The organism is Variovorax sp. TLI9-5A (assembly GCF_056867935.1).
Window position 1 is genome coordinate 1,970,889 of the sequence record NZ_CP200310.1, and the last position, 22,395, is coordinate 1,993,283.

Genomic DNA, 22,395 nt, shown 5'->3' on the forward strand with positions numbered 1-22,395 from the left:
CGCATTTATCTAGAATTCGCGGGTCGCGCGATGCGATCCCTCGTCCGAAGCCCCGGCCACCGCGCCGGTGCGGGCCGGCGAAGGCACCCAACCCAGATTCGTTCAAGGCAGGGCACACACGGTTTCTCCGTCGAAGCGATGGAGGCGCCGGCGTGGCGCTTCGCGATTCCAAAACAAATCGCCCTGAGGGAATTCCTGCCATGTCCGTCCGTTCTCGCACGCCGCGCTTTCGCCTGCGCCAATCGTCCCTGTTCGTCGCCGCGCTGGCCGCAGCCCATTGCGCGGCCCAGGCCCAGGGCGCCGACGCCACGCTCAAGGAGGTGACCGTCACTTCCGAACAGGATGCCGGCTACGCGCCTTCCGTCGGCAGCACCGCCACAAAGGGCAGCGCGCCGCTGCGCGACATTCCGCAGGCGGTCAACGTGCTGCCGGCGCAGCTGCTGCGCGACCAGGGCGCGACCTCGATGCAGGACGCGCTGCGCAATGCGCCCGGCGTGTCGTTCAACGCGGGCGACGGCCAGCGCGACCAGGTGGTGATCCGGGGCTTCACCGCCATTGCCGACTGGTTCGTCGACGGCGTGCGCGACGACGCGCTCTACTTCCGCGACCTTTCGGACACCGAGCGCATCGAGGTGCTCAAGGGCCCGGCCGCCGTGCTGTACGGCCGGGGCTCCTCGGGCGGCCTCGTCAACCGCGTGACCAAGAAGCCGATCTTCGAGCGCCCTTTCGGCGAGGTGTCGCTCGGGCTGGGCTCGCACGACTTCAAGCGGGCCACCGCCGACCTCAACACGCCCATCGGCGAGAACATGGCCTTCCGCCTCAACCTGGCGCGCGAGAAGTCGGGCAGCTACCGCAACCAGCAGTTCATCGACCGCTACAACGTCGCGCCCTCGCTGGCCATCAAGTTCAGCCCGCAGACCGACCTGCTGCTGCAGTACACCAATGCGTACGACCAGCGCCTCACCGACTTCGGCATTCCGGCGCTGAACGGCCGCCCGGTGAACGTGCCCATCGGCACCTACTACGGCTCGGCCTTCGCGAAGCGCGACGACACCACCACGACGAAGGTGCAGTCGTTCACCGCCACGCTCAACCACCGCTTCAGCGATGCGCTGACCCTGCGCAACACCACGCGCTACTACAGCTACAAGCTCGACCGCTTCAACACACTGCCCAGCGGCACCACCGACCCGGTGCGCCTGACGGTGGGCCGCACGCGCGGCTTCGTCGACCGCGACGAGAGCGGCTGGTTCAACCAGACCGACCTGACCTGGCGCAACGAGCTCGGCGGCTTCAGGCAGGAATGGCTGGTCGGCGCGGAGTTCGGCCAGCAGGACAAGCGCCTGTACTCGGTGTCCTCGGCCACCGGCTACGAGCGCGTGAGCATCCTGAACCCGGTGGCCGTGCCGGCGCCGCTGCCGCTTTCGAGCTATACGGCCACCAGCGCGATTCCGAGCAATTCCGCCTTCAAGACAGCCGCGCTCTATGCGCAGAACCAGATCACGCTGGCACCGCAGTGGAAGGCGCTGGTGGGCGGCCGCTACGACGTGTTCGGGCAGGACACTTCGTTCGAGCGCACGCTCGCGCCGCTGTCGCGCACCGACCGCAAGTTCAGCCCGCGCGCGGGCGTGGTCTGGCAGCCGAGCGAAACGCAGTCGTACTACGTGTCGTACAGCCGCTCGTTCCAGCCTTCCGCCGAAACCTTCGCGCTGTCGGCCAGCAACACCGCCAACGACCCCGAGATCACGGTGAACAAGGAGATCGGCGCCAAGCTCGACTTCCTGGATGGCGCGCTCAACCTGACGGCGGCCGTCTTCAACCTGGAGCGCTCGGGCATCAAGAACACCGACCCGTCCAACCCCGCGCGGCAGATCAACGTCGGCACGCAGCGCACCAACGGCCTGGAGCTGGCGCTGGCCGGCAAGCTGCCGGGCCGCTGGGACGTCAGCGCGGGCTATGCGTATCTCGACGCGCGCATGACCAAGTCGCTCGCCACGGTGAGCTCGCTGCAGCTGCCGGTGGGCGCGGCGATGCCGGTGCAGGGCAAGATCGCGCCGCTCACGCCGAAGCACTCGGCCTTCGTGTGGCTCATGAAGGACCTGGGCAACGGGCTGAGCGCGGGCGGCGGCGTCAACTACGTGGCCGCGCGCTATGCGTCGCTGAGCAACCTCGTCACGCTGCCTTCCTACGTGACGGCCGACCTCGCCGCGAGCTACAGGACCGGGCGCTACGAGATCTCCGCCAACCTCAAGAACATCACGAACCGCAAGTACTACGTGTCGGGGCACGGCAGCGTGGACAACCTGATCATGCCGGGCCCGGGGCGCGAGCTGCAGGTGACGCTGACCGCCAAGTTCTGATGCCCGCAGGCGCGGGCTCAGCCTGCGGCTGAGGCGGCCTGAGCCAATTCCAGCTTTTCCGTTCGGCGCGGCAGCGCGACGATGCCTCCACGACAACATCACTCGTGGAGAACATCGATGCCAGCCGAACAACTCAATCCCAGCCAGATGACCGGCCTGTCGCTGCGCTTTCGCGTTCTGCTGTCGGGCGTGCTGTTGCTGGTGGCGGCGCTCAGCGCGGCGCATCCCTCGGACGCGGGTGTCGATCTGCAGGCGGAACAGCACTTCCAGCTGGCCCTGGAGGCACAGGCCGCGCGCGACTACCGCTCGATGCTCGAACACCTGCGGCAGGCCGCCGGCGAAGGCCACGCCGAGGCGCAGGAGATGCTCGGCATGGTGCTGATGACCGGCTCCACGCTCTACGGCACGGCGGTGAAGGCCGACCGCTGCGAGGCGGGCATGTGGATGCGCCGCGCCGCGGTGCAGGGCAGCGAGACGGCGAAGGTGCAGCTGACCTTCCTGAACCGGCTGCGCAGCTCGCCCGACGGCAGGCGCGCCTGCGGCTGAAGGGCGGAGAGCCCTGTCGCGGGCAAGGCGCCGTCTGACGCCGCTCCTGCGGGTAGACCAGCTAGGCTGGGGCTCTTACATCGGAGGCAAGATGAAGCGTCAGCAGCGAAACCAGGAATACCGTTGGGCCGGCCCGGCCGTTCTCATCGCGGCAGGCGCGGCGACGATGTTCCTCGTCGCCGGGTGCGCCGTGCCGCCGCCCACCATTCCCACGGCGAAGCAGGTTGACCTGCAGCGCTTCATGGGCGACTGGTACGTGATCGGCAACATCCCGACGCGGCCCGAGCGCGATGCCTTCAATGCGGTGGAGTCGTACACGCTGCAGCCCGACGGCCGCATCGACACGCGCTTTCGCTATCGAGAAGGCGGCTTCGACGGCCCCCTGAAGACGATGAACCCGGTGGGCCGCGTGGTCCCCGGCACCGGCAACGCGGTGTGGGGCATGCAGTTCATGTGGCCGGTGAAGGCGGAGTACGTGATCGTCGACGTCGACAAGGACTACAGCCTGACGATCATCGGCCGCAGCAAGCGCGACTACGCGTGGATCATGGCGCGCACGCCGGGCATTCCCGAGCCGGCCTACGAGGCGGCGGTCGCGCGCCTCAAGGCGCTGGGGTACTCGGTCGAGAGCCTGCGCCGCGTGCCGCAGCGCTGGCCCGAGGAACAGGCCGGCGCCGCGAAGCCGTAACGAGTGCGGCGCACGCTGGCGCAGTGGCGCTGATGCGCGACAGGATCAGGCGTCGAAGCGCACGATGAGCTGCGTCCCCGTGTAGGTCGGCGTGACCTTGAAGCCCGGCGCGTTGATGGCCGAGAACCGGCCGGTCAGCGTGCCGCCGCTGATGACCGTGAGCGTGTCACCCGCGCTGGGAACGAAGCCGGGCTTGAAGCTCAGGTTCAGCGTGCCGTCCAGGGCCGCCACGCCGGCCACGTTCAGGCGGCCCGCACCGTTGCCGCCGAGATTGAGCTGCAGCGTCGTGCCGGCCAGCTGCGTGTAGGCGCCCGCCATGGTGACGGTCGAAGCCGCATTGCAGATCAGCGTGCCACCACCCACGTAGACATTGCCCTTGCCGAAGGCGGCAGCCGAATCTGCCTGCAGGGTGCCTTGCGCAAGCTGCGTGCCACCCGAGTAACTGTTGCTGCCGCCGAGCGCGAGCGTGCCGCTGCCCTTCTTGGTGAGCTTGCCGGCACCGGAGATGTTGTTGCGCCAGCTGTCCAGTGCGTTGAAGCCGCCGAGGCTGGCGTCCATGGTCACGACCACGTCGCCGTTGAAGGCGCCGTAGCCGTCTGCCGCGTCGAACAGGTTGAGTCGGCCCCAGCCTTCGGGGTCGTCCATCACCGGATAGCCCGAGGGCACGGCCGTGGTCTTGAGTACCACGCGGCGCTGCGTGGCGTCGAGGTACGGCAGGCGCGTTTCGAGCAGCACCTCGGCACCCTTGGGCACCACGGCGGGTTTGGTGGTGTCGGCTACCTGCTTGAAGCCGAAGGTCAGGCGACGAAGGTAGTCGGCCTTGCTCGCGGCGTGGTCGGCGAAGCGGTCGGCTGCGGTGCCCTGCGAATGGGCGAAGTTGTTGAAGGCTGCGGCGTCGCTCGCGCCCACCGAGGCCATCAGCACGCTCTGCGCCTGGGCATAGGCCGCGCTCTTGCGCGCGGCGTTGGCGCCGGTGGAAAGACTCGCGGTGGCCACGGCCTGCCCGTGCAGGCGCCCGCCGACCACGTCCAGCGGCGAATGCATGCCCGCAAGAATCCGGTTCTCTCCGAGTTCGAGGCCGCGCGCCACCATTTCCTGGAAGCGCTGCGGTACGACATAGGCGGAGGCGATCGCATCGCGCACTGCCTCGGCCGTGTGGCCGCTCACGAAGCCGCCGTCGGTGGCGGGCGTGGGGCTCTTGGCAGGCTCCAGCGCGGGCACCACCTTCACGCTGCTGCTCCAGCGCCAGGGCCGCGCGTACTTGTAGAAGCGCTTGGCGGGCTCGGTGGAGCCGTTCTCGCCGATGTTCTTGAGCAGGTCGACCACCGTGCCGAAGCCCGGGTTCGCGGCGCCGGCCACGCCGACGTCATTACCGCCGTCGTTGTACAGCACGGTGGTGGCGTCGGCCGCGATGCCGGTGATGGTGGTGACCTGCTGCGTGGCTGCGCGCCATGCACTCGTCAGCGGTCCCATGCCGTCGCTGATGCTGTAGCCCTTGCCGCGGCGGTCGTCGAGATAGGCGGCCAGTTCCTGTGCGCTGGTGCGTGCGTTGGTGGCGTCGACGACGTACTGGATGTTGCGGTTCAGCACATCGGTGTTGAGCATCTTGCCGTCGGTGGCATCACCGGGAATGCCGCTCCACGTGGATGCGACCACCGCCGGGAAGCTGCCCTGCGCCGACGCCGAGACGCCCGCGTCGACCAGCAGCGTGCTGGGCTGCCAGAAGTCGAGGAAGCCGGCCACCACGCGCACGCCGGCGTTGGTTTCCTTGGTGGCGTAGCGCGCATCGCCGCGCTGGTTGGTCGCGACGTTGTCGACGAAGGGCGGAATAGCGACCGGATCAGGGACGGGCGCGGTGTCGGTGAAGCCCAGATCCTTCGGCGGCCCGGCCACGACGACGGCAGGCGGAGTAGTGGTGGCCGGTGGCGTGCCGGTGACGGGGAACGAGACGCCGCCGTTGCCGCCCCCACCGCATGCCGAGAGGCAAAGCGCTGCGACGAGGGTGATGGCGAAGGGGCGAACGGAGGGAAGAAAGTACGACATGGAGATGCGAATGGAGAACGTGAAGCCTCGAGCAGGCAGGGGTGCCTGATGCGAGTTCGCGCAATCTATCGATGCAACAAGTCGTTTTGATTAATCATCAATCTGGTCGACGCATGGAAGAGGCGCCTGCTCCTTGTGCAGGCTTCCATTCGTTCGAATTTCGGGATGGAGTCGCTCGTTTCTGGAGGCAATCGCGTCTGGACTCGAGTCTGCTGGCTTCAGGCCGCCGCATTCATCGCTTCGAACCCGTGCGCCAGATCGGCCGTCAGATCCTGCGGCGCCTCCAGCCCGATGTGCAGCCGCACCACGGCCCCGCGCCCGCTCCAGTCCGTCACGCTGCGTGCGGCGCGCATGTTGGTCCAGGCCACCAGGCTTTCATAGCCGCCCCATGAGGAGCCGCGCCCGAACAGCCTGAGCGCATCGACAAAACGCTCGACCGCCGGGTTCGCGATGCCGGGCTGCAGCTCGATGGAAAGCAGCCCGTTCGTACCGCTGCAGTCGCGCTTCCAGATCTCGTGCCCCGGATGCTGCGGCAGCGCGGGGCAGAACACGGTCGCGACTTCGGGGCGCTTTTCCAGCCAGTGGGCGACTTCGAGCGCGTGCCGCTCGTGCATCTGCAGCCGCGCCGAGAGCGTGCGCATGCCGCGCAGCACCAGCCATGCGTCGTCGGGGCTCACGGTCATGCCGAAGGCGTCGCAGCGCTCGTTCAGCGGGCGCCATGCAGCCTCTGTGGTGGCGACGGTGCCCATCATCACGTCGGAGTGGCCCGAGAGGTACTTGGTCGCGGCCATGGTCGAGATGTCGGCGCCCAGCGCGAGCGGGCGGTACTGTACGCCGGAGCCCCAGGTGTTGTCGGCCGCGAGCAGTGCGCCGCGCGAGTGAGCCAGCGCGGCGAGCTTCGGCAGGTCGCACATCTCGTAGACCAGCGAGCCGGGGCATTCGGCGTACACCAGCCGCGTGTTCGGCTCGAACAGTTCCTCGATGCCGCTGCCGTCCGCCGCGAAGAAAGAGCTGCGGATGCCGTACGGTTCCAGGAACGAATGAACGAGGTTGCGCGTGGGCTCGTACACGCTGTCGGACATCAGCACGTGGTCGCCCGGCTTCAGGTACGACAGCAGCACCATGCCGATGGCCGCGAGGCCGGTCGGGAAGAGCCGCGTGCGCCAGGCGCCCTCGAGCTCGCTCACCGCGTCTTCGAGCGCGAAGGTGGTGGGCGTGCCGCGCGCGCCGTAGCTGAAGACGCGCTCCTCGTCGCGGCGCATGCGTGCGTCGCGCATCGCGCCCACGCTGTCGAAGAGCACGGTGCTGGCGCGCACCAGCGGCGTGTTGACGGGCACGCCTCCGGCATGGGACGGGGCCTTGCCGGTGCGTGTGAGCCGGGTGTCCAGCGTCAGGCCGGAGGAAGCGTGGTGCGAGTCGGGCATCGTGTTCTGCTGGAGAGGGGAGGCGAGGGAGCCGGGGCCGCTATGTTGCTTCAATCAGTCGGCGCGCGCACCCGAAAGCTTGACGATGCGCGACCAGCGCTCGATGTCCTGCTTCAGCTGTGCCGCGAAGGCCTCGGGCGTGCTGGCCACCACTTCGCTGCCGCCGTCGGTGACGAGCTTGGTCACTTCGGGCAGGCGCAGGGTGCGCACGATGGCTTCGTTCAGGAAGGCCACGCGTTCGGGCGGAGTGCCGGCCGGTGCGAAGAAGCCGTACCAGTCCTCGAAGCGCGCGCCGGAGTAGCCCAGCTCTTCCAGCGTCGGCACCTTGGCGAACACGCCGATGCGGCGCGGACTGGTCACGGCCAGCACGCGCAGCTTGCCGTTCTGCACGAAGCCGGCCACCGAAGCGGTGGAGGTGACCATCACGTCGACCTGGCCGCCGATCAGGTCGGTCAGCGCCGGGCCGGCGCCCTTGTAGGGCACGTGCGTCATTTCCACGCCGTTGTCCTTGGCGAGCACCACGCCGACGAGGTGCGAGAGCGTGCCGTTGCCCGGTGTCGCGTAGGTCACCTTGCCGGGGTTGGCCTTGGCCTTGGCGGCGAGGTCGGCGAAGCTCTTGATGGGCGAATTCGCTTCCACCACCAGCGCGAGCGGCGCGGCGTTGATCTGCGTGATGGGCACGAAGTTCTTGATCGGGTCGAAGCCCGGCGAGGCGTACAGCGAGGGGTTCACGGCCATGATCGACACCTGCGAGGTGAGCACGGTGTAGCCGTCGGGCTTGGCGTCGGCCACGGCCTTGGCGCCGATGTTGCCGCCCGCGCCGCCGCGGTTGTCGACCAGCGCGGGCTGTCCCATGATGTCCGGCAGCTTGGTGGTGACCAGGCGCGCGGTCGCGTCGTTGCCCCCACCCGGCGGGAAGGGCGAGATGAACTTCACCGTCTGCGACGGGAAGCCGTTGCGCGGCGCGAGCGGCTCGGCGGTGGCTGGCTGCAGTGCGAGCGCCGCGAGCCATGTGGCGGTGACGGCAAGACGGGCGACGTGCGGGATGCGGCTGGCGAACGACATGGCGGAACTCCTGGGGCTGGGAACTGACAAGGACGAACGGAAAGCGGGGGCTGGCGGCGGCTCAGGCGTGAGACGCCGCAGCCGGCAGGCGGAAGGCGGCGCGCTCCTGCGCGTCGAGCTGCGCGACGAGGCCGGTCTCCCATGCGAGGTAGCGGCGCGCAGCCTCCTTGTTGCCGTCGTGCCGGTCGTGCACGAAGAACAGGTAGTCGATGCAGTCCGCATCGGCGGGCAGCGCGGGCGTGGCTTCCACGGGCAGGCCCGCGGCGCTCCATGCGGCCATGCCGCCTGAGAGCAGCAGCGCAGCGGGCGAGGCGCCCGCGAGTTCGGAGGCGGCGTTCCATGCGGCGAGCGCGGCGTCGTCCGCCACCAGCACGATCTGGCGTGTCTCGCCCTTCAGGTCGGCGGCCAGGCGCGGGCGGATCGACCATCGTGCCTGAGCGATGTGGCCGGCGCGAAACTGCATGCTGCCGCGCAGGTCGATCACCGCCACGTCGTTGCGCTCGATGCGCGCGGCGAGCGCTTGCGCATCGATGGTGCCGAGCGCAGGTACGACAGGTGCTGCGACCGGCGCGAGCGAAAGCCCGCTCGCCAGCCCGCCCTCGAGCACGCACGCGTCGTGCCCCATCTGCCGCAGCCAGCTTGCGATGGTGGGCGCGCGCACGCCATCGCTGTCGAACAGCACCAGCCGCGCACCGCGCACGCCGAAATACTGGTCGCCGGCCTGCATCAGCTGGCCGCCGGGCGTGTGCTGCGCGCCGGGCAGGCTGCCGGCGGCGAATTCTTCCGGCGTGCGCACGTCGCACAGGAAGAGGCTGCGGCTCGCGTCGTCGGCCCACTGGCGCACGGTCTGCGCGTTGACGCTCGGCACGTCGAAGCGCGCGGCCAGCGCCTTGGCGGCGGGGCGCAGGTCGGTGTTGCCGCTGTCGTCGGCATAGCGCTGCATGCCGCCGTGCTCCAGCTTGTGGTCGTTGAGATACCAGCCCTGTGTGCCGTTCTCCAGCGCATACACCGGGTTGGGCAGCCCGAGGTTGATGAGCGTCTGCGCGCCGATGATGCTGCGTGTGCGGCCCGCGCAGTTGATGACGATGGGCGTGGTGGTGTCGGGCACCAGGCGGCGCACGCGGTAGGCCAGCTCGCCGTTGGGGCAGCAGGTGGCGCCGGGAATGTTCATCTTGCGGAACTCGCCGGTGGGGCGGCCGTCGAGCACCACCACCTTGTCCTTGCGCGCCAGCATGTCGGCCAGCTGGTCGGCGCTGACGCGGGGCGTGTGATAGACCTCCTCGGCCAGCTCGCCGAAGGTCTTCGAAGGCAGGTTGACGCCCGCGAAGAGCACGTAGCCCGCGGCCTTCCATGCGCGGGCGCCGCCCCGCAGCACGTGCACGTCGGTGTAGCCCAGCGCGGCGAGCCGAGCGGCCGCGCGTTCGGCGACCTTGCCGCCGTCGCCCTCGTCGTACACCACCGTGCGCGCGCCGCGTCGCGGCACGAGGCGCGGCGCGTCGATCTCCAGCCGGCTGAAGGGCAGGGGAATGCCGTAGAACAGATGGGCCTCGCCGTACTGGCCGTGCTCGCGCACGTCGAGCAGCGCGATCTCGCCGCCGTCGTGCAGCCAGGATTTGAGGGTCTTCGGGTCGATGGTGGTGGTCATGGAGGCAGGTGTCGGGACGAGTGAGGTCCTGCGATGCCGCCGGGGCGGCCCGCATGAAAAACGGGGAGGGGTGGAAAGGAGAGGGCTAGCGGCGCGTCTGTACGCCGATGCCCATGGTCTGGTACGTGCCGGCCGCCAGGTCGTAGGCGGTGCGGCTGTTCAGTGTTTCGAGGGCGCGGCCGTACATGTGAAGGTGGCGGATGACCTGTTCGCCCTGGATTTCCACCGAGTGGATGTCCTCGGGCATCAGCGCGATGCCCTTGCCCGGCGCCACGACGACCAGCTCGGTCTGCTTGAGCTTGCCCACGCCCGGCACGCTGCCGTCGTCGGTGCGCTCGTACACGCGGTTGTGCTCGGTGCCTTCCACCGCCGCGATGCAGGCCCAGGTGGTGTGGTTGTGCGGAACGATCTTCTTGCCAGGGCGCATGACGTTCAGGTACAGCGCGTAGCTCTGGTCCGGGTCTTCGGCGATCAGGTAGCGGGCCTGGTGCTCGCCGGCTTCGGGCGGCGGGAAGTCGGCGGCGCCCCAGTATTCGGTGTGCGCGGCCAGGCCCTGCAGCGAATCGAGCACCACGTCGAGTTTTTCCCGGGTGGGTTCAGCGCCGCCTATGGTCTTCTTCATGTCGGCGATGGACGCCTCGACGGCTTGGCGGCGTTGCTCGGAAGGGGTGCTCATGCAGTTTCTCCAGTGGGGTTGCCTGTTTGGTGTGCATTCACTGTAGTGACGGGGGCGTGACGCAACAATCCAAGCAGAGCAGGAAACACATCAATAAAATTAATGTATGCCCACGCTCGATCTCGAACTGCTGCGCTCTTTCGCGGCCGTCGTCAGCCATCACAGCTTCGCGGCGGCGGCCGTGCACCTGGGGCGCACGCAGTCGGCGATCACGCAGCAGATGCAGCGGCTGGAGGAACAGATCGGCCACCCGCTCTTCGCCAAGCAGGGGCGGCAGAAGCGGCTGACGGAGCACGGCGAGAGGCTGCTCACCTACGCGCACCACATGCTGGCGCTGAACGACGAGGCGCTGCGCAGCCTGCGGCAGGGGCAGCTCGAAGGCAACCTGCGCATCGGCGCGCCGCACGACGTGGCCGAGACCATGCTGCCGCTGCTGCTGGCCGAGGTGGCGCGCACCTCGCCGCTGCTGCAGCTCGACATCCACATCGGCCGCAGCCCCTACCTGATGACATCGCTCAAGAGCGGCGAGGTCGACATGATCATCTCCAACCGCGCCGACGCGCAGTCGCAGTTCGAAGGCGTGGTGCTGCGCAACTCGCCCACCGTGTGGCTGTGCGCCGCGAGCTACGTGCACGACCCGGCCAAGCCGGTGCCGCTCATCATGGCCGACGGGCCCAGCATCTTCCGCCGCATCGGCCACGAGGCGCTCGACACCGCGGGCGTGGCCTGGACGCCGCGCTACACCTCGTCGAGCCTGATCGGCATCAAGGCCGCGCTGCGCGCCGGGCTGGGTGTGACGGCGCGCGGCGTGGAGCAGCTGGACGCCGGCCTGCGCGTGCTCGGCGCCGGCGACGGCATGCCGAGGCTGCCCGACCTTGCCTACTACCTCTACGTGCGCAGCCACGTGGTGAACCCGGTCACGCGGCAGGTGTTCGAGACGCTGAAGAAGCACCTGCGGCTGCCGCGCACGGACATGCCGGCGTAGCTCGCTCAGCTCGCGGAAGCCGGCCCCGTCATCGCATAGCTGCCGCGCCCGCCCTGCTTGGCCCGGTACATGGCCTTGTCCGCCGCGGCGAGCAGGTCGCGCGGCGCTTCGCTTCCGTTGCCCAGGGCAATGCCGACCGACACGCCGATCGCCATGCCGGCCTGCTCCAGCGGCAAGGGCTCGGTGATGGCGTCGATGCATCGCTGCGCGAGCGCCAGCGCGCCTTGTTCGGCGGGTTCCTTGAGGCCGGTGGCGAGCAGCACGAACTCGTCGCCGCCGATGCGGGCCACCGTGTCCGTCTGCCGCACCAGCTCCTGCAGCCGGCGCGCGATTTCCTGCAGGGCCTTGTCGCCGGCCTCGTGGCCGAGGGTGTCGTTGAGGCTCTTGAAGCCGTCGAGGTCCAGATACAGCACCGCCACCAGGTGCCCGTGCCGCCCGGCGTGGGCCAGCGCCTGCTGCAGCCGGTCGTCCAGCAGCTTGCGGTTGGGCAGGCCGGTGAGCGTGTCGTGGTGGGCGAGGCGCTCCAGCGCCTCCTGGTTGTCGAGCAGCTTGGCCAGCAGCCGGTTGAAGGCCTGCGTGAGATGGCCGATCTCGTCGTCGCGCACCACCTTCAGCGGGGCGAGCGGGAGTTCGCCGCGGGTCATGCGGTCGGCCTGGTCGGCGGCGCGAAACAGCGGCCGCAGCAGCCAGGCCATGACCAGGCCGAGCGCGATGAGCACCGCCGACACCGCCGGCCCGCGCTGCTGCAGGATGAAGGACTGCATCCGCCCCACCGGCGCCAGCGCCTCCGCGACGGGCAGCCGCGCCACCACGAACCAGCCGCTCGTCGGCACCGATGCGATGGCCGAGATTTCGTCGATGCCCTTGGCGTTGCGCGTGGTTCCGCTGCCGCGAAAGCCCGCCATGGCGCGGTCGTGCAGCGGGTTCACGCCGTCGCGCGGCGTCGGCGTGAGGGACATCGCCACATCCGTGGAGGCAACGAAGAGCCGGTCGCGCGGTGAGATCACCAGGATGCCGCCGGACTGGCCCACCCGTCCGTCCTGCAGATGGTCGAGCAGGCCGTCGGCCGTGAGGTCGGCGGTGCCCAGCAGCACCGCGACCACCTCGCCGGCGCCGTTGCGCATGGGCACGGCCATGGGCAGCGCCGAGTGCCCCGAGGGCGTGGCGTGAGGGCGGCCCACCGCGCGCTGCCCGGCGAGCGCGGCGGTGAATTCCGGACTGTCCGTGACCAGCTGTCCGGCATCGTCGAGCCGCTTGCCGCCGGTGTCGGCGACCGTCAGGCCGAGCGGGACGAGGGCGCTCAGCGTGCTGCGCTCGGCGAGCCACGCCCGCAGCTGCCGGGGCTGCGCCAGGAGTTCGGGCGGCACGGCGCCCGCCAGCCGCTCCAGGAACGACAGCCGCTCGCCCAGGTAGTTATCGACGTCGCGGGCCACGTAGGCAGCCAAAGCCGTCTGTTGCGTCGCCACCGACTTCGTGAGGTCCTCGCGCAGGAAGCGGGTGAGCTGGATGTAGCTGGCGGCGGTGCCTACGACCGCCATCACCAGACCCATGACGAGCAGACGGAAAACCAGGCTGTTTGCGGATTTTCGGAGATTCACTCTGGCGTCGGGTCTGGAGGCGGTAGGTGCGGGACTTTATCCGATGCCTTCCCACGGCCCTTCTTCGGGCCCCGTCCGCCGCCCGGCTTCAGCCCGCGACTCCGAAGAAATGCTGCCGGTAGCGTGGCGCCACGTCGTCCACCCGCAGCATCAGCGGCAGGTCGGCCGTGTTGAATGCGGCATCGAGCGCGGGTGGGCCGAGCAGGCGCGCGCCGCAGCGCAGATAGCCCTTGATGAGCGGCGGGGCGGCTGGCGGCGGTGTGTCGCTGTCGGCATCGGTGTCGGGTTCGGCGTCCAGCGGCAGTGCGATGCGCGGCTCCACGCGCCAGCGCTCTTCCACCAGGTGGGTGCGGCAAAGACGGTGCCACAGCCGCGCGGCCGTCGCGCCCTGGTCGTCCAGGCCGATGCTGGCGCAGCCGATCATGGTGTCGAGCGCATGGTCGACCATGTACTGTCCCAGCGCGGCCCACAGCGCCATGATGACGCTGCCCGAGCGCCAGTCGGCGTCCACGCAGGAGCGGCCCAGCTCCAGCGCGTTGCCGCGCAGCGGGGCCAGCGGGGAGAGGTCGAACTCGGTATCGGTGTAGAAGCCGCCGGCCCTGCGCGCCGCTTCCGGCGTGAGCACGCGGTAGGTGCCGATCAGCGGGCCGGGGCCGTTCACCGGGTCGACCGCGCGCACCAGCAGGTGGTCGCAGTAGCTGTCGAAGCGGTCGGCATCCAGGCCGGGCGGGGTGCCTTCGGGCGGCGTGAGGTGCGCGCCCATCTCCAGCGCGAACACGCGAAAGCGCAGGCGCTGGGCGTCGCGCAGGTCTTCCTCGCAATCGGCCCAGCGGGTTTCCAGCGCGGGCGTGGCGCTGCAAGAGGTGAACGGACGATGGGGCAGGGCTTGCGAAGAGGCGATGTCCATGTGCGTGTGGCCACTCAGTTGGAGGGTGGATAGCGGCCGACCAGGCGGTTCTGCCGCCGGTTGAGCCGTGCGAGCGCGAGCAGGCCGATGGGCCGCACGCCGGCCCTGCGCTGCGCCGCGCCGATGGCGAACAGCAGCCGCTGCTTGGCGAAGACCATGCGGAAGCCCTGGATTACGCCGATGTCCGGGTCCCAGGCCTCGATGGCCTCGGAGCCCGCGCCGTTGACTTCCATGATCGTGAAGCCGCGCCCGGCGGCGAGCTCGCGCAGGCTCTCGTAGCGCACGTCGAAGCGCCCGAAGCGGAAGTCGGGCATGTCGCGCGCGACGGCGTCGACCGCGCGCACCAGTTCGGCGGTGACGAGCGCCGCTGCGTCGCGGTAGAGCCCTCCGACGCGGGTGGAGCCGATGGTGGCCAGCCGCACCTGCTGGCCGGCCGCCGGCACGCTGTCGGGGGGCACACTGCATTCATGGCGCGGCGAGCGCGCGATGCGGCACGCCCGCACGTCCGCCGCCACGAGCTGGGCCACCGTGCTGCGGCCGTCGCCCGTCACGCGCGGGAAATAGCGCAGCGCAAGCCCGACGATGCGGCCTTCGCCGCTGACCGGATCGCGTGCGTAGAAGATGCCGGCCTCGCCTTCCTGCGGCAGATAGCGTTGCAGCACGACTGTCTCGTCCCGGGGAAAGACAGCCAGGTAGGCCCGCAGCGCCGCCATGTCGGGCAGCAGGCGCACGCCGTAGCCGCACAGGCCGAGGTCGGGTTTGGCGACCAGCGGGAAGTCGAGGCCCGCCGCAGCGATGGTTTGCCGCAGCGATTCCTCGGTCGCCGTGCCGTCGTTGAACACCGCGCAGTAGTCGGCCGTGACCGAGCGCGCCAGCGGCCCCATGCCCCGGAAGTATTCGAGCTTGCCTTCGCCCGCCATGCCGCCCGAAGTGATGTGCGGATTCGCCGCGCAGGGCACGGTGGCGCCGCCGTGGCGCAGCGAGAGCCACAGCCACTGCACCACCAGCGGCACGCAGATGAGCCACTTGGGCATGCGTTCCAGCACGCTGCATTCGCGCACCACGGCCAGCCGCGAGGTGTCGGCGCCGCCGAACTCCAGTTCCGCGGCCATCACCCGGCCTCCGGCCTGCGCGTGGCGACGAGGCCCACGGCGGCGATGCGGTCGATGTGCGCGTACACCGGCCGCTCCAGCTCCTCGCCGAACACGTCGGGGTCGATCTCGGCGTACGACCATTCGAAGGCGGGCGCCGCCAGCAGCGGCTGTATCTCGGCGAGGAAGGGATCTTCGCCGTCGACCATCGCCACGCCCGTGTAGAGCAGCAGCTGCCCGCCCGGTGCCAGCCGCTTCAGCGACTCGGCCGCGATTCGTGCGCTCAGCGCCCGCCCGAGCCGGGCGCCGCCGTGGCGGTAGGCCCGCTGGGCGGCGTCGTCGAGGTAGGGCGGGTTCGACACGATGAGGTCGAAATCGCCCTCGACGGCCGACAGCGCATCGCCCTGCGCGAGTGTGACTGCGACGCCGGCGACCTCCGCGTTGACGGCCGTGTACTGCAGCGCGAGCGGGTTGATGTCGTTCATCACGACCGTCGCGGGCGTGCCCGTGGCGGCCAGAGCGCGCGCCACCGCGATGCCGCCCGCGCCGCTGCCGCAGCCCACGTCGAGCACGCGCATCGGCTTGTGTCGCTCCTGATGCCGGTCCAGCGCATGCCGGATGAAGCGTGCGAAGCGGCTGGTGTCGGGGCCGAAGAACACGGCGTTCTCCTCGACCGTGGGGTAGGCCGAGTGAAGGAACAGGTCGTCCTCCAGGCTGGAGATGCGCACCGTGCTGCGCAGCAGCGATCCGGTGCGGCGCACGATGCCGGCATGCTCCATGGCGGCCAGCAGTTCCGGCGGCACCGCGCGGGGCTCGAACGACAGGTTCCAGCCGAAGATGTCGCGCAGCGTGGTGCCCGGCTCGCGCCCGCGCCGGGCGAGCACGCGCTGGTGGGTGAGCGGCGTGACGGTGGTGAAGCGATAGCCCGCGCCAGCCACCCGCCGCAGCACATCGGCCGCGTTCATCATGCGGCCAGCTCCTCGGCCTCGCGCAGTTCGGCGGTGTAGCGTTCGAAGCAGCGCTCTCCGCAGGCCAGCCGCATCAGCGCGCCTTCGGCTATGAACTGCCCGCAGGCCGGGTCGGCCTCGACCAGCGGCCGGATCACTTCGCGCAGCCACGCGCGCGAGTGCGATATGTCGAGCGCCGCATGCAGGTCGAAGTAGGCGCGCGCGCGGCCGCTCAGTCCCAGGCGGCGCATGCCGGCCGCCACCTGCTTCACGCGCCCGGGGGCCGTGAGCTCGATGACGCCGAGCGCACCTATCGAGTGGTAGGCATAGCGCCGCGTGGTCGCCAGCGCGACCATGGTGTTGGCGAGCGCGAGCGATTCCCACACGGTGGTGTCGACGGCAGGATGCAGGTCGAGCTCGCGCACCATCTGCTCCAGCATCTGGCCGTGCATGGCGCTCTGCTTGCCGTGCCCCATCTCGTCCCAGAAATTGCGCGCGCATTCCAGCTTGGGCTGCGGCGGCAGCTTGACCTGGGTGCAGGCCAGCAGGTCCTCGAAGCCCGCTTCGCCCGCGGCTTCCTGCGTGAGGAACCAGCGCATCTGCGGCAGCGTGGCTTCGCTGGCCAGCCAGTCGAAGAGCGCATGGTGCTGGCCCGGCCCGATCTGCTCCAGCGACTCGAACCAGGCGACGAAGTGGGCCGCGTTGCCGATGGAAGCCGATGCCGCCGTCTGCACGGTGGCGCGCAGCGCTTCGAGATGCTCGCCTTCCAGCAGCCGGCAGGCGTGCTCGTCGGCGAGATCGTCCTTCCACCACGGCGAAGGGATGCCGGGCCTCAGCCGCACGGCGTTGAACCGCGCCAGCCGGCGGTGCAACTGCGTGCTGGTGTCTGCGCTGGCGTCCGGAGTGTCGTCAGTGGACATGGCCGATCCTCGTCATCCGCTGGGCAAAGGGGCAGAGTGCGCCTTTGCGCGGCGGCTGTCCGTCAGACGGCGCCTACAGATTCGGCCCCGATGCCCGGGGCGCGTGGAGAAACTGCTTCAGGTCGACCAGATGCGCGGCGTGGCCGCAGGCAGCTGCCACAGCTCGCCACGCCAGGCCTGCCAGACCTGCCGCAGCAGCTGCATCGCGGGCTCGACCACGGGGGCCAGCACGCGAAGCACCACCACCTCGGCATGCGGGCTGGTGGCGCCGGCGCTCTCGGCCAGGGGGCTTGCCTCGAGCAGCGTGCGCGCATGCGCGAGCAGGGCATCGCGCCGGGCACGCGCCACCGCCGAGCCCGCCACGAAGAAGAGCGATGCCATGCAGCGGTGGCCGCCGAGGCCGATGGGGCTCTGCAGAAGCCGCTGGTCGGCCGCGTCGATGCGCCCGCGCTCCAGCCAGGTGCCGGGCACTTCGATGTGCTGCAGGAAAGAGCCTCGCTCGAAGGGCTGGCCGGCATTGGGCAGGCCCAGCGCGGTCACGTCCCAGCCGATCAGCTCGGCGCCGGGCTCGGCCTCGATGCTCAGCCGGTTCTCGGCCTGGCAGCCGCTGTAGCAGATGGCTTCGAGCGGCAGCCATTCGAGCCGCGCGCCGGCCGCGAGCCGGATGCGGGTGCGCTGCAGCGCCAGCTCGCCCTCGCTGCGGTAGAAGCGCGAGGCGCCGGGCGTGGTGATGAGCCCGTGGCTGCCATCGGCACCTTCGACGTCGATGTCGAGCGTGTCGCCGCCCACCAGCCCGCCGGGCGGATGCACCAGCACGTTGTGGCAGACGGCATCGCCCTCGGGATAAAGGCTCTGCAGGATTCGCAGCGGGCCGTCATGGCGGAAGCGGGCGACGGTGCGGGCGGATTCCTGCTGGTAGGAGAGATGTAGACGGGCGTGCCAGGGCATTCGCAGAGTCTAGTCCGGGTGTTTTCGTGGAACACCGCGGAACCGGCTTTGCCGGGCCGCCGGTGTTGCCCCCGGTAGGGGGTTGGCGAAGCGACACGAAGTGCGCGAAGCCTGGGGGGCGAGCCCTACTTCCAGGCGCCGTCGTGGGCGGCGCTGGCTTCATCAATGAGAGCGGGGCCGATGCACTCGATGGGATGCGGCGAGGCGCGGAACACGTCGCGGCACGACAGCTCCGCATCGCGCTGGTCCTGCCGCTCGCCACGGAACACGCGCAGCCGTTCAGCGTCGATGCCGAACACCACGCGGCCGATGTTCGACCAGAAGATCGCGCCCGCGCACATCACGCAGGGCTCGCCCGAGGCGTAGAGCGTGGCACTGGCGAGTTCCTCGCGCGAGAGCCCGCGCCCGGCCAGCGCGCGCAGCGCGTTGACCTCGGCGTGGGCGGTGCAGTCGCCGGTCTCGGTGTTGCTGTTGCCGGCCTCGGAGAGCACTTCTCCGGCGGCCGACACGATGACGCAGCCGAAGGGCCGGTTGCCCCTGCGCCGCGCCGCGTGCGACCACACGATGGCCTTGCGCAGGTAGCGGCCGTCGCGCTCGTCGAGCGGGGTCTCCGGCGGATAGAGGGGGCTGTTGTTTTCGCTGAGATCGTTCATGCCTTGGAGAGCTTTGGAAGGGTGCGTTCGCTGCGCGATGGAAGCATCGAAGTGTTGAAGATGGCGTCGGACGCGGGCTTGGCCTTGAGGCCGAAGACATCGGCCACCTCGTCGACCTGCTGCTCCAGCGTGAGCTTCCTGATGTCGCCGAGGCCATGGCCCTGCGTATCGGCCGCGCCTACGTACTGCGCGGTGATGCCCCAGCGCTCGAGCTCGATTTTCTCATCCAGGATCGGCTCGCGCTGCCGCATGGCCGCGATGCTCGGCGCCGGGTTGGCGAAGGTTTCGACGATGGCGCGGTTGCTCGCCCGCAGGAAGGCGGCCACCACCTTAGGGTTCTGCGCGATGAGGTTGCTGCTCGCGAGGATGGCGTTGCCGTACAGGTTCACGCCCGCGTCGGCGTACTTGAGCACCGACAGTTCCTCGGGCTTCATGCGCGCGAAGAGCGAGACGGCCGAGTCGTGGAAGTAGGTGGCGGCATCGACGTCGCCGCGCACCATCACGTTGTCGCGCGCGCTGAAGTCGGTGGTCTGCCACTGGAAGGCGTCGGCGCGCATGCCCTGCTTGCGCGCCACCATGGGCCATGCGCGGCGTGTCGATTCGACGGCCGCGGCCGCGACCTTCTTGCCCGCGAGGCTCTTGAAGTCGCCGGTCACGCCGCGGTCCTTGCGGCCGATGATCGCGAACGGTGCGCGGTTGTAGTACTGGTAGACGGCCTGCACCACCGGCGTGCCGGGGTTCTGCGCGTTGAATTCGACCAGCGAGCTGATGTCGCCCAGCCCCAGTTGGTAGACGCCGCTGGCGATGCGCGTGATGGAGGCAACCGAGCCGGCGCCGGTGTCGATGCTCACGTCCAGTCCTTCGTCCTTGTAGTAGCCCTTGGCCAGCGCGAGGAAGAAGGGCGCGGTCTGCCCGTTGATGCGGAAGTCGAGCGTGAACTTGAGCGGGGTGAGCTTGCCGCCTTGCGCGAGCACGGCGGGGGCGGCGATGGCTGCGATGGTTGCGGTAGTGGCCGCGATGAAGGATCGACGTTGCATGTGGGGCCTCGGAAGCTTCGTTTCTTGAATCCGTTCGCCCCTTCCTGAGGAAGATCATCAAAAAGAGGGCGGCGGGCATTTCAAGAGCAATTTCCGGGCGGGCGCACAGTCGTGGTGCGTGCGCTGCTGAACGCTTCTACTCTTGCGGGCGGTGATGCACGAGGCATGCCAAGGGCTTTTGCTCGGGATTGGGCCTGGGGCTTGGAGACATGGCCGGCCACGCGCACAATCCGGGCGCGCAACTTGCAAGGCAGCTTGCGCAGAGTAGAAGCGTTCAGCCTGCGGTGCCCATCATCCACCGCGCCCAGGCAGGAAATTGCTCTTTCAGTTCGTCCCCACACGACCACAGAAGGAGTCCGCGAATGCTCGTCACCCGTCAACCCGTCTTCCGCAAGTTCTGGCATGCCGTCATGCCGCTCACCGAACTGGCCAACGGCCCCAAGCCCTTCAGGCTGCTGGGCGAAGACATCGTCCTCTTCATCGACTCGGACGGCCAGCCCGCCGCCTTGTGCGACCGCTGCTGCCACCGCACCGCGAAGCTCTCCAAGGGCTGGTGCGTGGACAGCGAAGGCCAGGCCTGCGGCACCGGAGCGATCCAGTGCGGCTACCACGGCTGGACTTACGACCGCAGCGGCCAGGTCATCCGCATTCCGCAGTACGAGGCCGACCGGAAGATCTCGCCCGAATACCGCACCACCGCCTACCGTTGCGCCGCGCGCTACGGCTATGCATGGGTGGCGCTGGAGGAGCCCATCGCCGACATTCCGGCCATTCCGGAGTTCGACGACCCGGGCTACCGCACCATCTTCCAGTTCTACGAGGAGTGGCAGACCAGCCCGATGCGCGCGCTGGAGAACTCCTTCGACAACTCGCACTTCAGCTTCGTGCACCGCGCCACCTTCGGCGTGGCCGCGAGTCCGAAGCCGAGCAAATACGAACTGGTGGAAAACGACTCGGGCTTCTACGCCGAGACGATCATCGAGGCGACGAACCCGGTGAAGTTCCACGCGATCAGCGGAGTGACCGACCCCATCACCACGCGCCACATGCGCAACGCGTACTTCCTGCCGTTCTCGCGCCGGCTCGACATCGAGTACCCGAGCGGCGTGCGCCACATCATCATCAACTGCTTCACTCCCATCGACGACGGGCGCATGCAGCTGTGCCAGTGGCTCTTCCGCAACGACACCGAGGCCGACTGCACCGCGCAGATGCTGATCGACTTCGACGAAGCGGTGACGCGCGAGGACAAGGACATCCTCGAATCGACCGACCCCGACGCGCTGGTCGACACGCGCCGGCGTGGCGTCGAGTATTCGATGGAGTCGGACCGGCCCGGCATGCTGATCCGCAAGCACCTGATGCAGCTGCTGGCGAAGCATGGCGAGGCGGAGGTCTATCGCGGGATGGACGAGAACGTCGTGATTCCCATCGCAAAGGCCGCCTGAGCGGCGGCCTCTGGATATCTGACCGTCAGGCCGGCGAGGCCGCGGGAGTCGGGCGCGATGCGCCGCGCGAGGAACCCTGCTCGTAGCGGTCCATCGCCAGGCCATCGGTGCGGATCTCGGGGCGCTGGCCCATCACCATGTCGGAGATGAGCTTGCCCGAGCCGCAGGCCATGGTCCAGCCCAGAGTGCCGTGGCCGGTGTTGAGGAACAGGTTCGCATAGCGCGTGCCGCCGACGATGGGGGTGCTGTCGGGCGTCATCGGGCGCAGGCCGGTCCAGAAGGTGGCGCTCGGAACGTCGCCGCCGGGGAACAGGTCGGTGACGACCTTCTCGAGCGTAGCCCGGCGGGCCGGGTTCAGGCGCAGGTCGAAGCCGCCGAGTTCGGCCATGCCGCCCACGCGGATGCGGTTGTCGAAGCGCGTGACGGCGACCTTGTAGGTCTCGTCGAGCACGGTGGATTGGGGCGCGAGCGACTCGTCGAGCAGCGGCACGGTCAGCGAGTAGCCCTTGACTGGGTAGACAGGAATGTCCAGGCCCAGCGAGGCGATGGCGGCGCGCGAGTAGCTGCCGAAGGCCATCACGTAGCGGTCGGCCGTGAGGATCTTGCCGGTGCTGGTGCGCACGCCGGTGATGCGGCCGCCGTCGGTCTCGAGCGCGGCGATGGTCTGGCCGAAGCGGAAGTCCACGCCCAGGCCGCGCGCGATCTCGGCGAGGCCGCGGGTGAAGAGGTGGCAGTCGCCGGTCTCGTCGTTGGGCAGCCGCAGGCCGCCGGTGAGCCGGTCGCGCGCGCCGGCCAGCGCGGGCTCGACGCGGGCGAGCGCATCGCGGTCGAGCAGTTCATAGGGCACGCCGCATTCCTCGAGAACGGCGATGTCGCGTTCCACCGCGTCGAGCTGGGCCTGGGTGCGGAACAGCTGCAGCGTGCCGCCGGTGCGCTGCTCGTACTGCAGGCCTGTGTCGGCGCGCAGCTGCTGCAGGCAGCCGCGGCTGTATTCGGCGACGCGCATCATGCGCTCCTTGTTCACTGCGTAGGCCTCGGGCGAGCAGTTGCGAAGCATGGCGGCCATCCAGCGCAACTGGAACAGCGTGCCATCGGGGCGGATCGACAGCGGCGCGTGCTTCTTGAACATCCACTTGATCGCCTTCAGCGGAATGCCCGGCGCGGCCCACGGCGTGGAGTAGCCGGGAGACACCTGGCCGGCGTTGCCGAAGCTGGTTTCCTCGGCGGGACCGGCCTGCCGGTCGAGCAGGGTGACTTCGGCGCCCGAGCGGGCGAGATAGTAGGCCGTGGTGGTGCCGATCACGCCGCCGCCGAGAACGATGACTTTCATGGTGTATTCGCCGATTCAAATGGAATGAATGGAATCTAAAGTCCTCAAGGCAGTGGATTCCACTGATTTAATCGATTCGGCAGT

General features: G+C 69.3%; 19 protein-coding genes. 5 read left to right on the forward strand and 14 right to left on the reverse strand.

The features are described 5' to 3' along the window. Positions 1 to 200 precede the first annotated feature (200 nt). The 3 genes from AC1VNX_RS09640 (at position 201) to AC1VNX_RS09650 (ending at position 3,594) form a co-directional block, all read left to right on the forward strand. On the forward strand, positions 201 to 2,360 hold the full coding sequence (locus tag AC1VNX_RS09640; RefSeq protein ID WP_483156497.1) for a TonB-dependent receptor: 2,160 nt from the start codon (positions 201 to 203) through the stop codon (positions 2,358 to 2,360). 117 nt (positions 2,361 to 2,477) lie between these two features. After that, positions 2,478 to 2,906 (forward strand): sel1 repeat family protein, encoded by a 429-nt coding sequence (locus AC1VNX_RS09645; RefSeq protein ID WP_483156498.1) that lies wholly within the window; start codon positions 2,478 to 2,480, stop codon positions 2,904 to 2,906. Positions 2,907 to 2,997: 91 nt separating this feature from the next. Then, complete coding sequence (locus AC1VNX_RS09650; RefSeq protein WP_483156499.1) at positions 2,998 to 3,594, forward strand: lipocalin family protein; 597 nt, start codon at positions 2,998 to 3,000, stop codon at positions 3,592 to 3,594. A gap of 45 nt (positions 3,595 to 3,639) precedes the next feature. Here the strand turns inward: AC1VNX_RS09650 and AC1VNX_RS09655 are convergent, their stop codons facing one another. The 5 genes from AC1VNX_RS09655 to AC1VNX_RS09675 all read right to left on the reverse strand — a co-directional run bounded on the left by AC1VNX_RS09655 (position 3,640) and on the right by AC1VNX_RS09675 (position 10,447). After that, on the reverse strand, positions 3,640 to 5,637 hold the full coding sequence (locus AC1VNX_RS09655) for a phosphatase PAP2 family protein (protein WP_483156500.1): 1,998 nt from the start codon (positions 5,635 to 5,637) through the stop codon (positions 3,640 to 3,642). 218 nt (positions 5,638 to 5,855) lie between these two features. Continuing rightward, positions 5,856 to 7,061: a cystathionine beta-lyase gene (gene metC, locus AC1VNX_RS09660; protein WP_483156501.1), complete on the reverse strand. Its 1,206-nt coding sequence runs from the start codon at positions 7,059 to 7,061 to the stop codon at positions 5,856 to 5,858. A 54-nt stretch (positions 7,062 to 7,115) separates the two neighbouring features. Then, positions 7,116 to 8,126 (reverse strand): Bug family tripartite tricarboxylate transporter substrate binding protein, encoded by a 1,011-nt coding sequence (locus AC1VNX_RS09665; RefSeq protein ID WP_483156502.1) that lies wholly within the window; start codon positions 8,124 to 8,126, stop codon positions 7,116 to 7,118. A 61-nt stretch (positions 8,127 to 8,187) separates the two neighbouring features. Continuing rightward, positions 8,188 to 9,771: a rhodanese-like domain-containing protein gene (locus tag AC1VNX_RS09670; protein WP_483156503.1), complete on the reverse strand. Its 1,584-nt coding sequence runs from the start codon at positions 9,769 to 9,771 to the stop codon at positions 8,188 to 8,190. 85 nt (positions 9,772 to 9,856) lie between these two features. Beyond that, positions 9,857 to 10,447, reverse strand: a complete 591-nt coding sequence (locus AC1VNX_RS09675) for a cysteine dioxygenase family protein (RefSeq protein ID WP_483156504.1) — start codon at positions 10,445 to 10,447, stop codon at positions 9,857 to 9,859. Between the two features lie 106 nt (positions 10,448 to 10,553). On the opposite strand from AC1VNX_RS09675, the gene AC1VNX_RS09680 reads away from it, so the two are divergent. Then, positions 10,554 to 11,432: a LysR substrate-binding domain-containing protein gene (locus tag AC1VNX_RS09680; protein WP_483156505.1), complete on the forward strand. Its 879-nt coding sequence runs from the start codon at positions 10,554 to 10,556 to the stop codon at positions 11,430 to 11,432. A gap of 5 nt (positions 11,433 to 11,437) precedes the next feature. Here AC1VNX_RS09680 and AC1VNX_RS09685 read toward each other — a convergent pair whose 3' ends face one another. From AC1VNX_RS09685 to AC1VNX_RS09720, 8 genes are all read right to left on the reverse strand, one after another. After that, a complete protein-coding gene (locus AC1VNX_RS09685) occupies positions 11,438 to 12,982 on the reverse strand; it encodes a diguanylate cyclase domain-containing protein (protein WP_483156506.1) in 1,545 nt (514 codons plus the stop codon). Between the two features lie 136 nt (positions 12,983 to 13,118). Then, entirely contained in the window at positions 13,119 to 13,937 is an 819-nt protein-coding gene (locus AC1VNX_RS09690) for a GNAT family N-acetyltransferase (protein ID WP_483156507.1), read from the reverse strand. A 14-nt stretch (positions 13,938 to 13,951) separates the two neighbouring features. Further along, entirely contained in the window at positions 13,952 to 15,049 is a 1,098-nt protein-coding gene (locus AC1VNX_RS09695) for a hypothetical protein (RefSeq protein WP_483156508.1), read from the reverse strand. Next, on the reverse strand, positions 15,049 to 15,996 hold the full coding sequence (locus tag AC1VNX_RS09700; RefSeq protein WP_483156509.1) for a methyltransferase: 948 nt from the start codon (positions 15,994 to 15,996) through the stop codon (positions 15,049 to 15,051). Before AC1VNX_RS09700 ends, AC1VNX_RS09695 begins: the two co-directional genes overlap by 1 nt. Beyond that, positions 15,993 to 16,895, reverse strand: coding sequence for an iron-containing redox enzyme family protein (locus tag AC1VNX_RS09705; RefSeq protein ID WP_483156510.1), 903 nt, complete (start codon positions 16,893 to 16,895; stop codon positions 15,993 to 15,995). The genes AC1VNX_RS09700 and AC1VNX_RS09705 overlap by 4 nt, the downstream gene beginning before the upstream one ends. A gap of 117 nt (positions 16,896 to 17,012) precedes the next feature. Beyond that, positions 17,013 to 17,843 (reverse strand): urease accessory protein UreD, encoded by an 831-nt coding sequence (locus AC1VNX_RS09710; protein WP_483156511.1) that lies wholly within the window; start codon positions 17,841 to 17,843, stop codon positions 17,013 to 17,015. Positions 17,844 to 17,968: 125 nt separating this feature from the next. Beyond that, the gene (locus AC1VNX_RS09715; protein ID WP_483156512.1) at positions 17,969 to 18,496 is read right to left on the reverse strand and encodes a nucleoside deaminase; all 528 of its coding nucleotides are present in this window, start codon (positions 18,494 to 18,496) and stop codon (positions 17,969 to 17,971) included. Further along, the gene (locus tag AC1VNX_RS09720) at positions 18,493 to 19,533 is read right to left on the reverse strand and encodes an ABC transporter substrate-binding protein (RefSeq protein ID WP_483156513.1); all 1,041 of its coding nucleotides are present in this window, start codon (positions 19,531 to 19,533) and stop codon (positions 18,493 to 18,495) included. The genes AC1VNX_RS09715 and AC1VNX_RS09720 overlap by 4 nt, the downstream gene beginning before the upstream one ends. A 362-nt stretch (positions 19,534 to 19,895) precedes the next feature. Between AC1VNX_RS09720 and AC1VNX_RS09725 the strand changes: the two genes are divergently transcribed. Continuing rightward, positions 19,896 to 20,981: an aromatic ring-hydroxylating dioxygenase subunit alpha gene (locus AC1VNX_RS09725; protein WP_483156514.1), complete on the forward strand. Its 1,086-nt coding sequence runs from the start codon at positions 19,896 to 19,898 to the stop codon at positions 20,979 to 20,981. Positions 20,982 to 21,006: 25 nt separating this feature from the next. Here AC1VNX_RS09725 and AC1VNX_RS09730 read toward each other — a convergent pair whose 3' ends face one another. Further along, positions 21,007 to 22,311 carry a D-amino acid dehydrogenase gene (locus AC1VNX_RS09730; protein ID WP_483156515.1) on the reverse strand — a complete coding sequence of 435 codons (1,305 nt, stop codon included), beginning with the start codon at positions 22,309 to 22,311 and terminating at the stop codon, positions 21,007 to 21,009. Between the last annotated feature and the right edge of the window lie 84 nt (positions 22,312 to 22,395).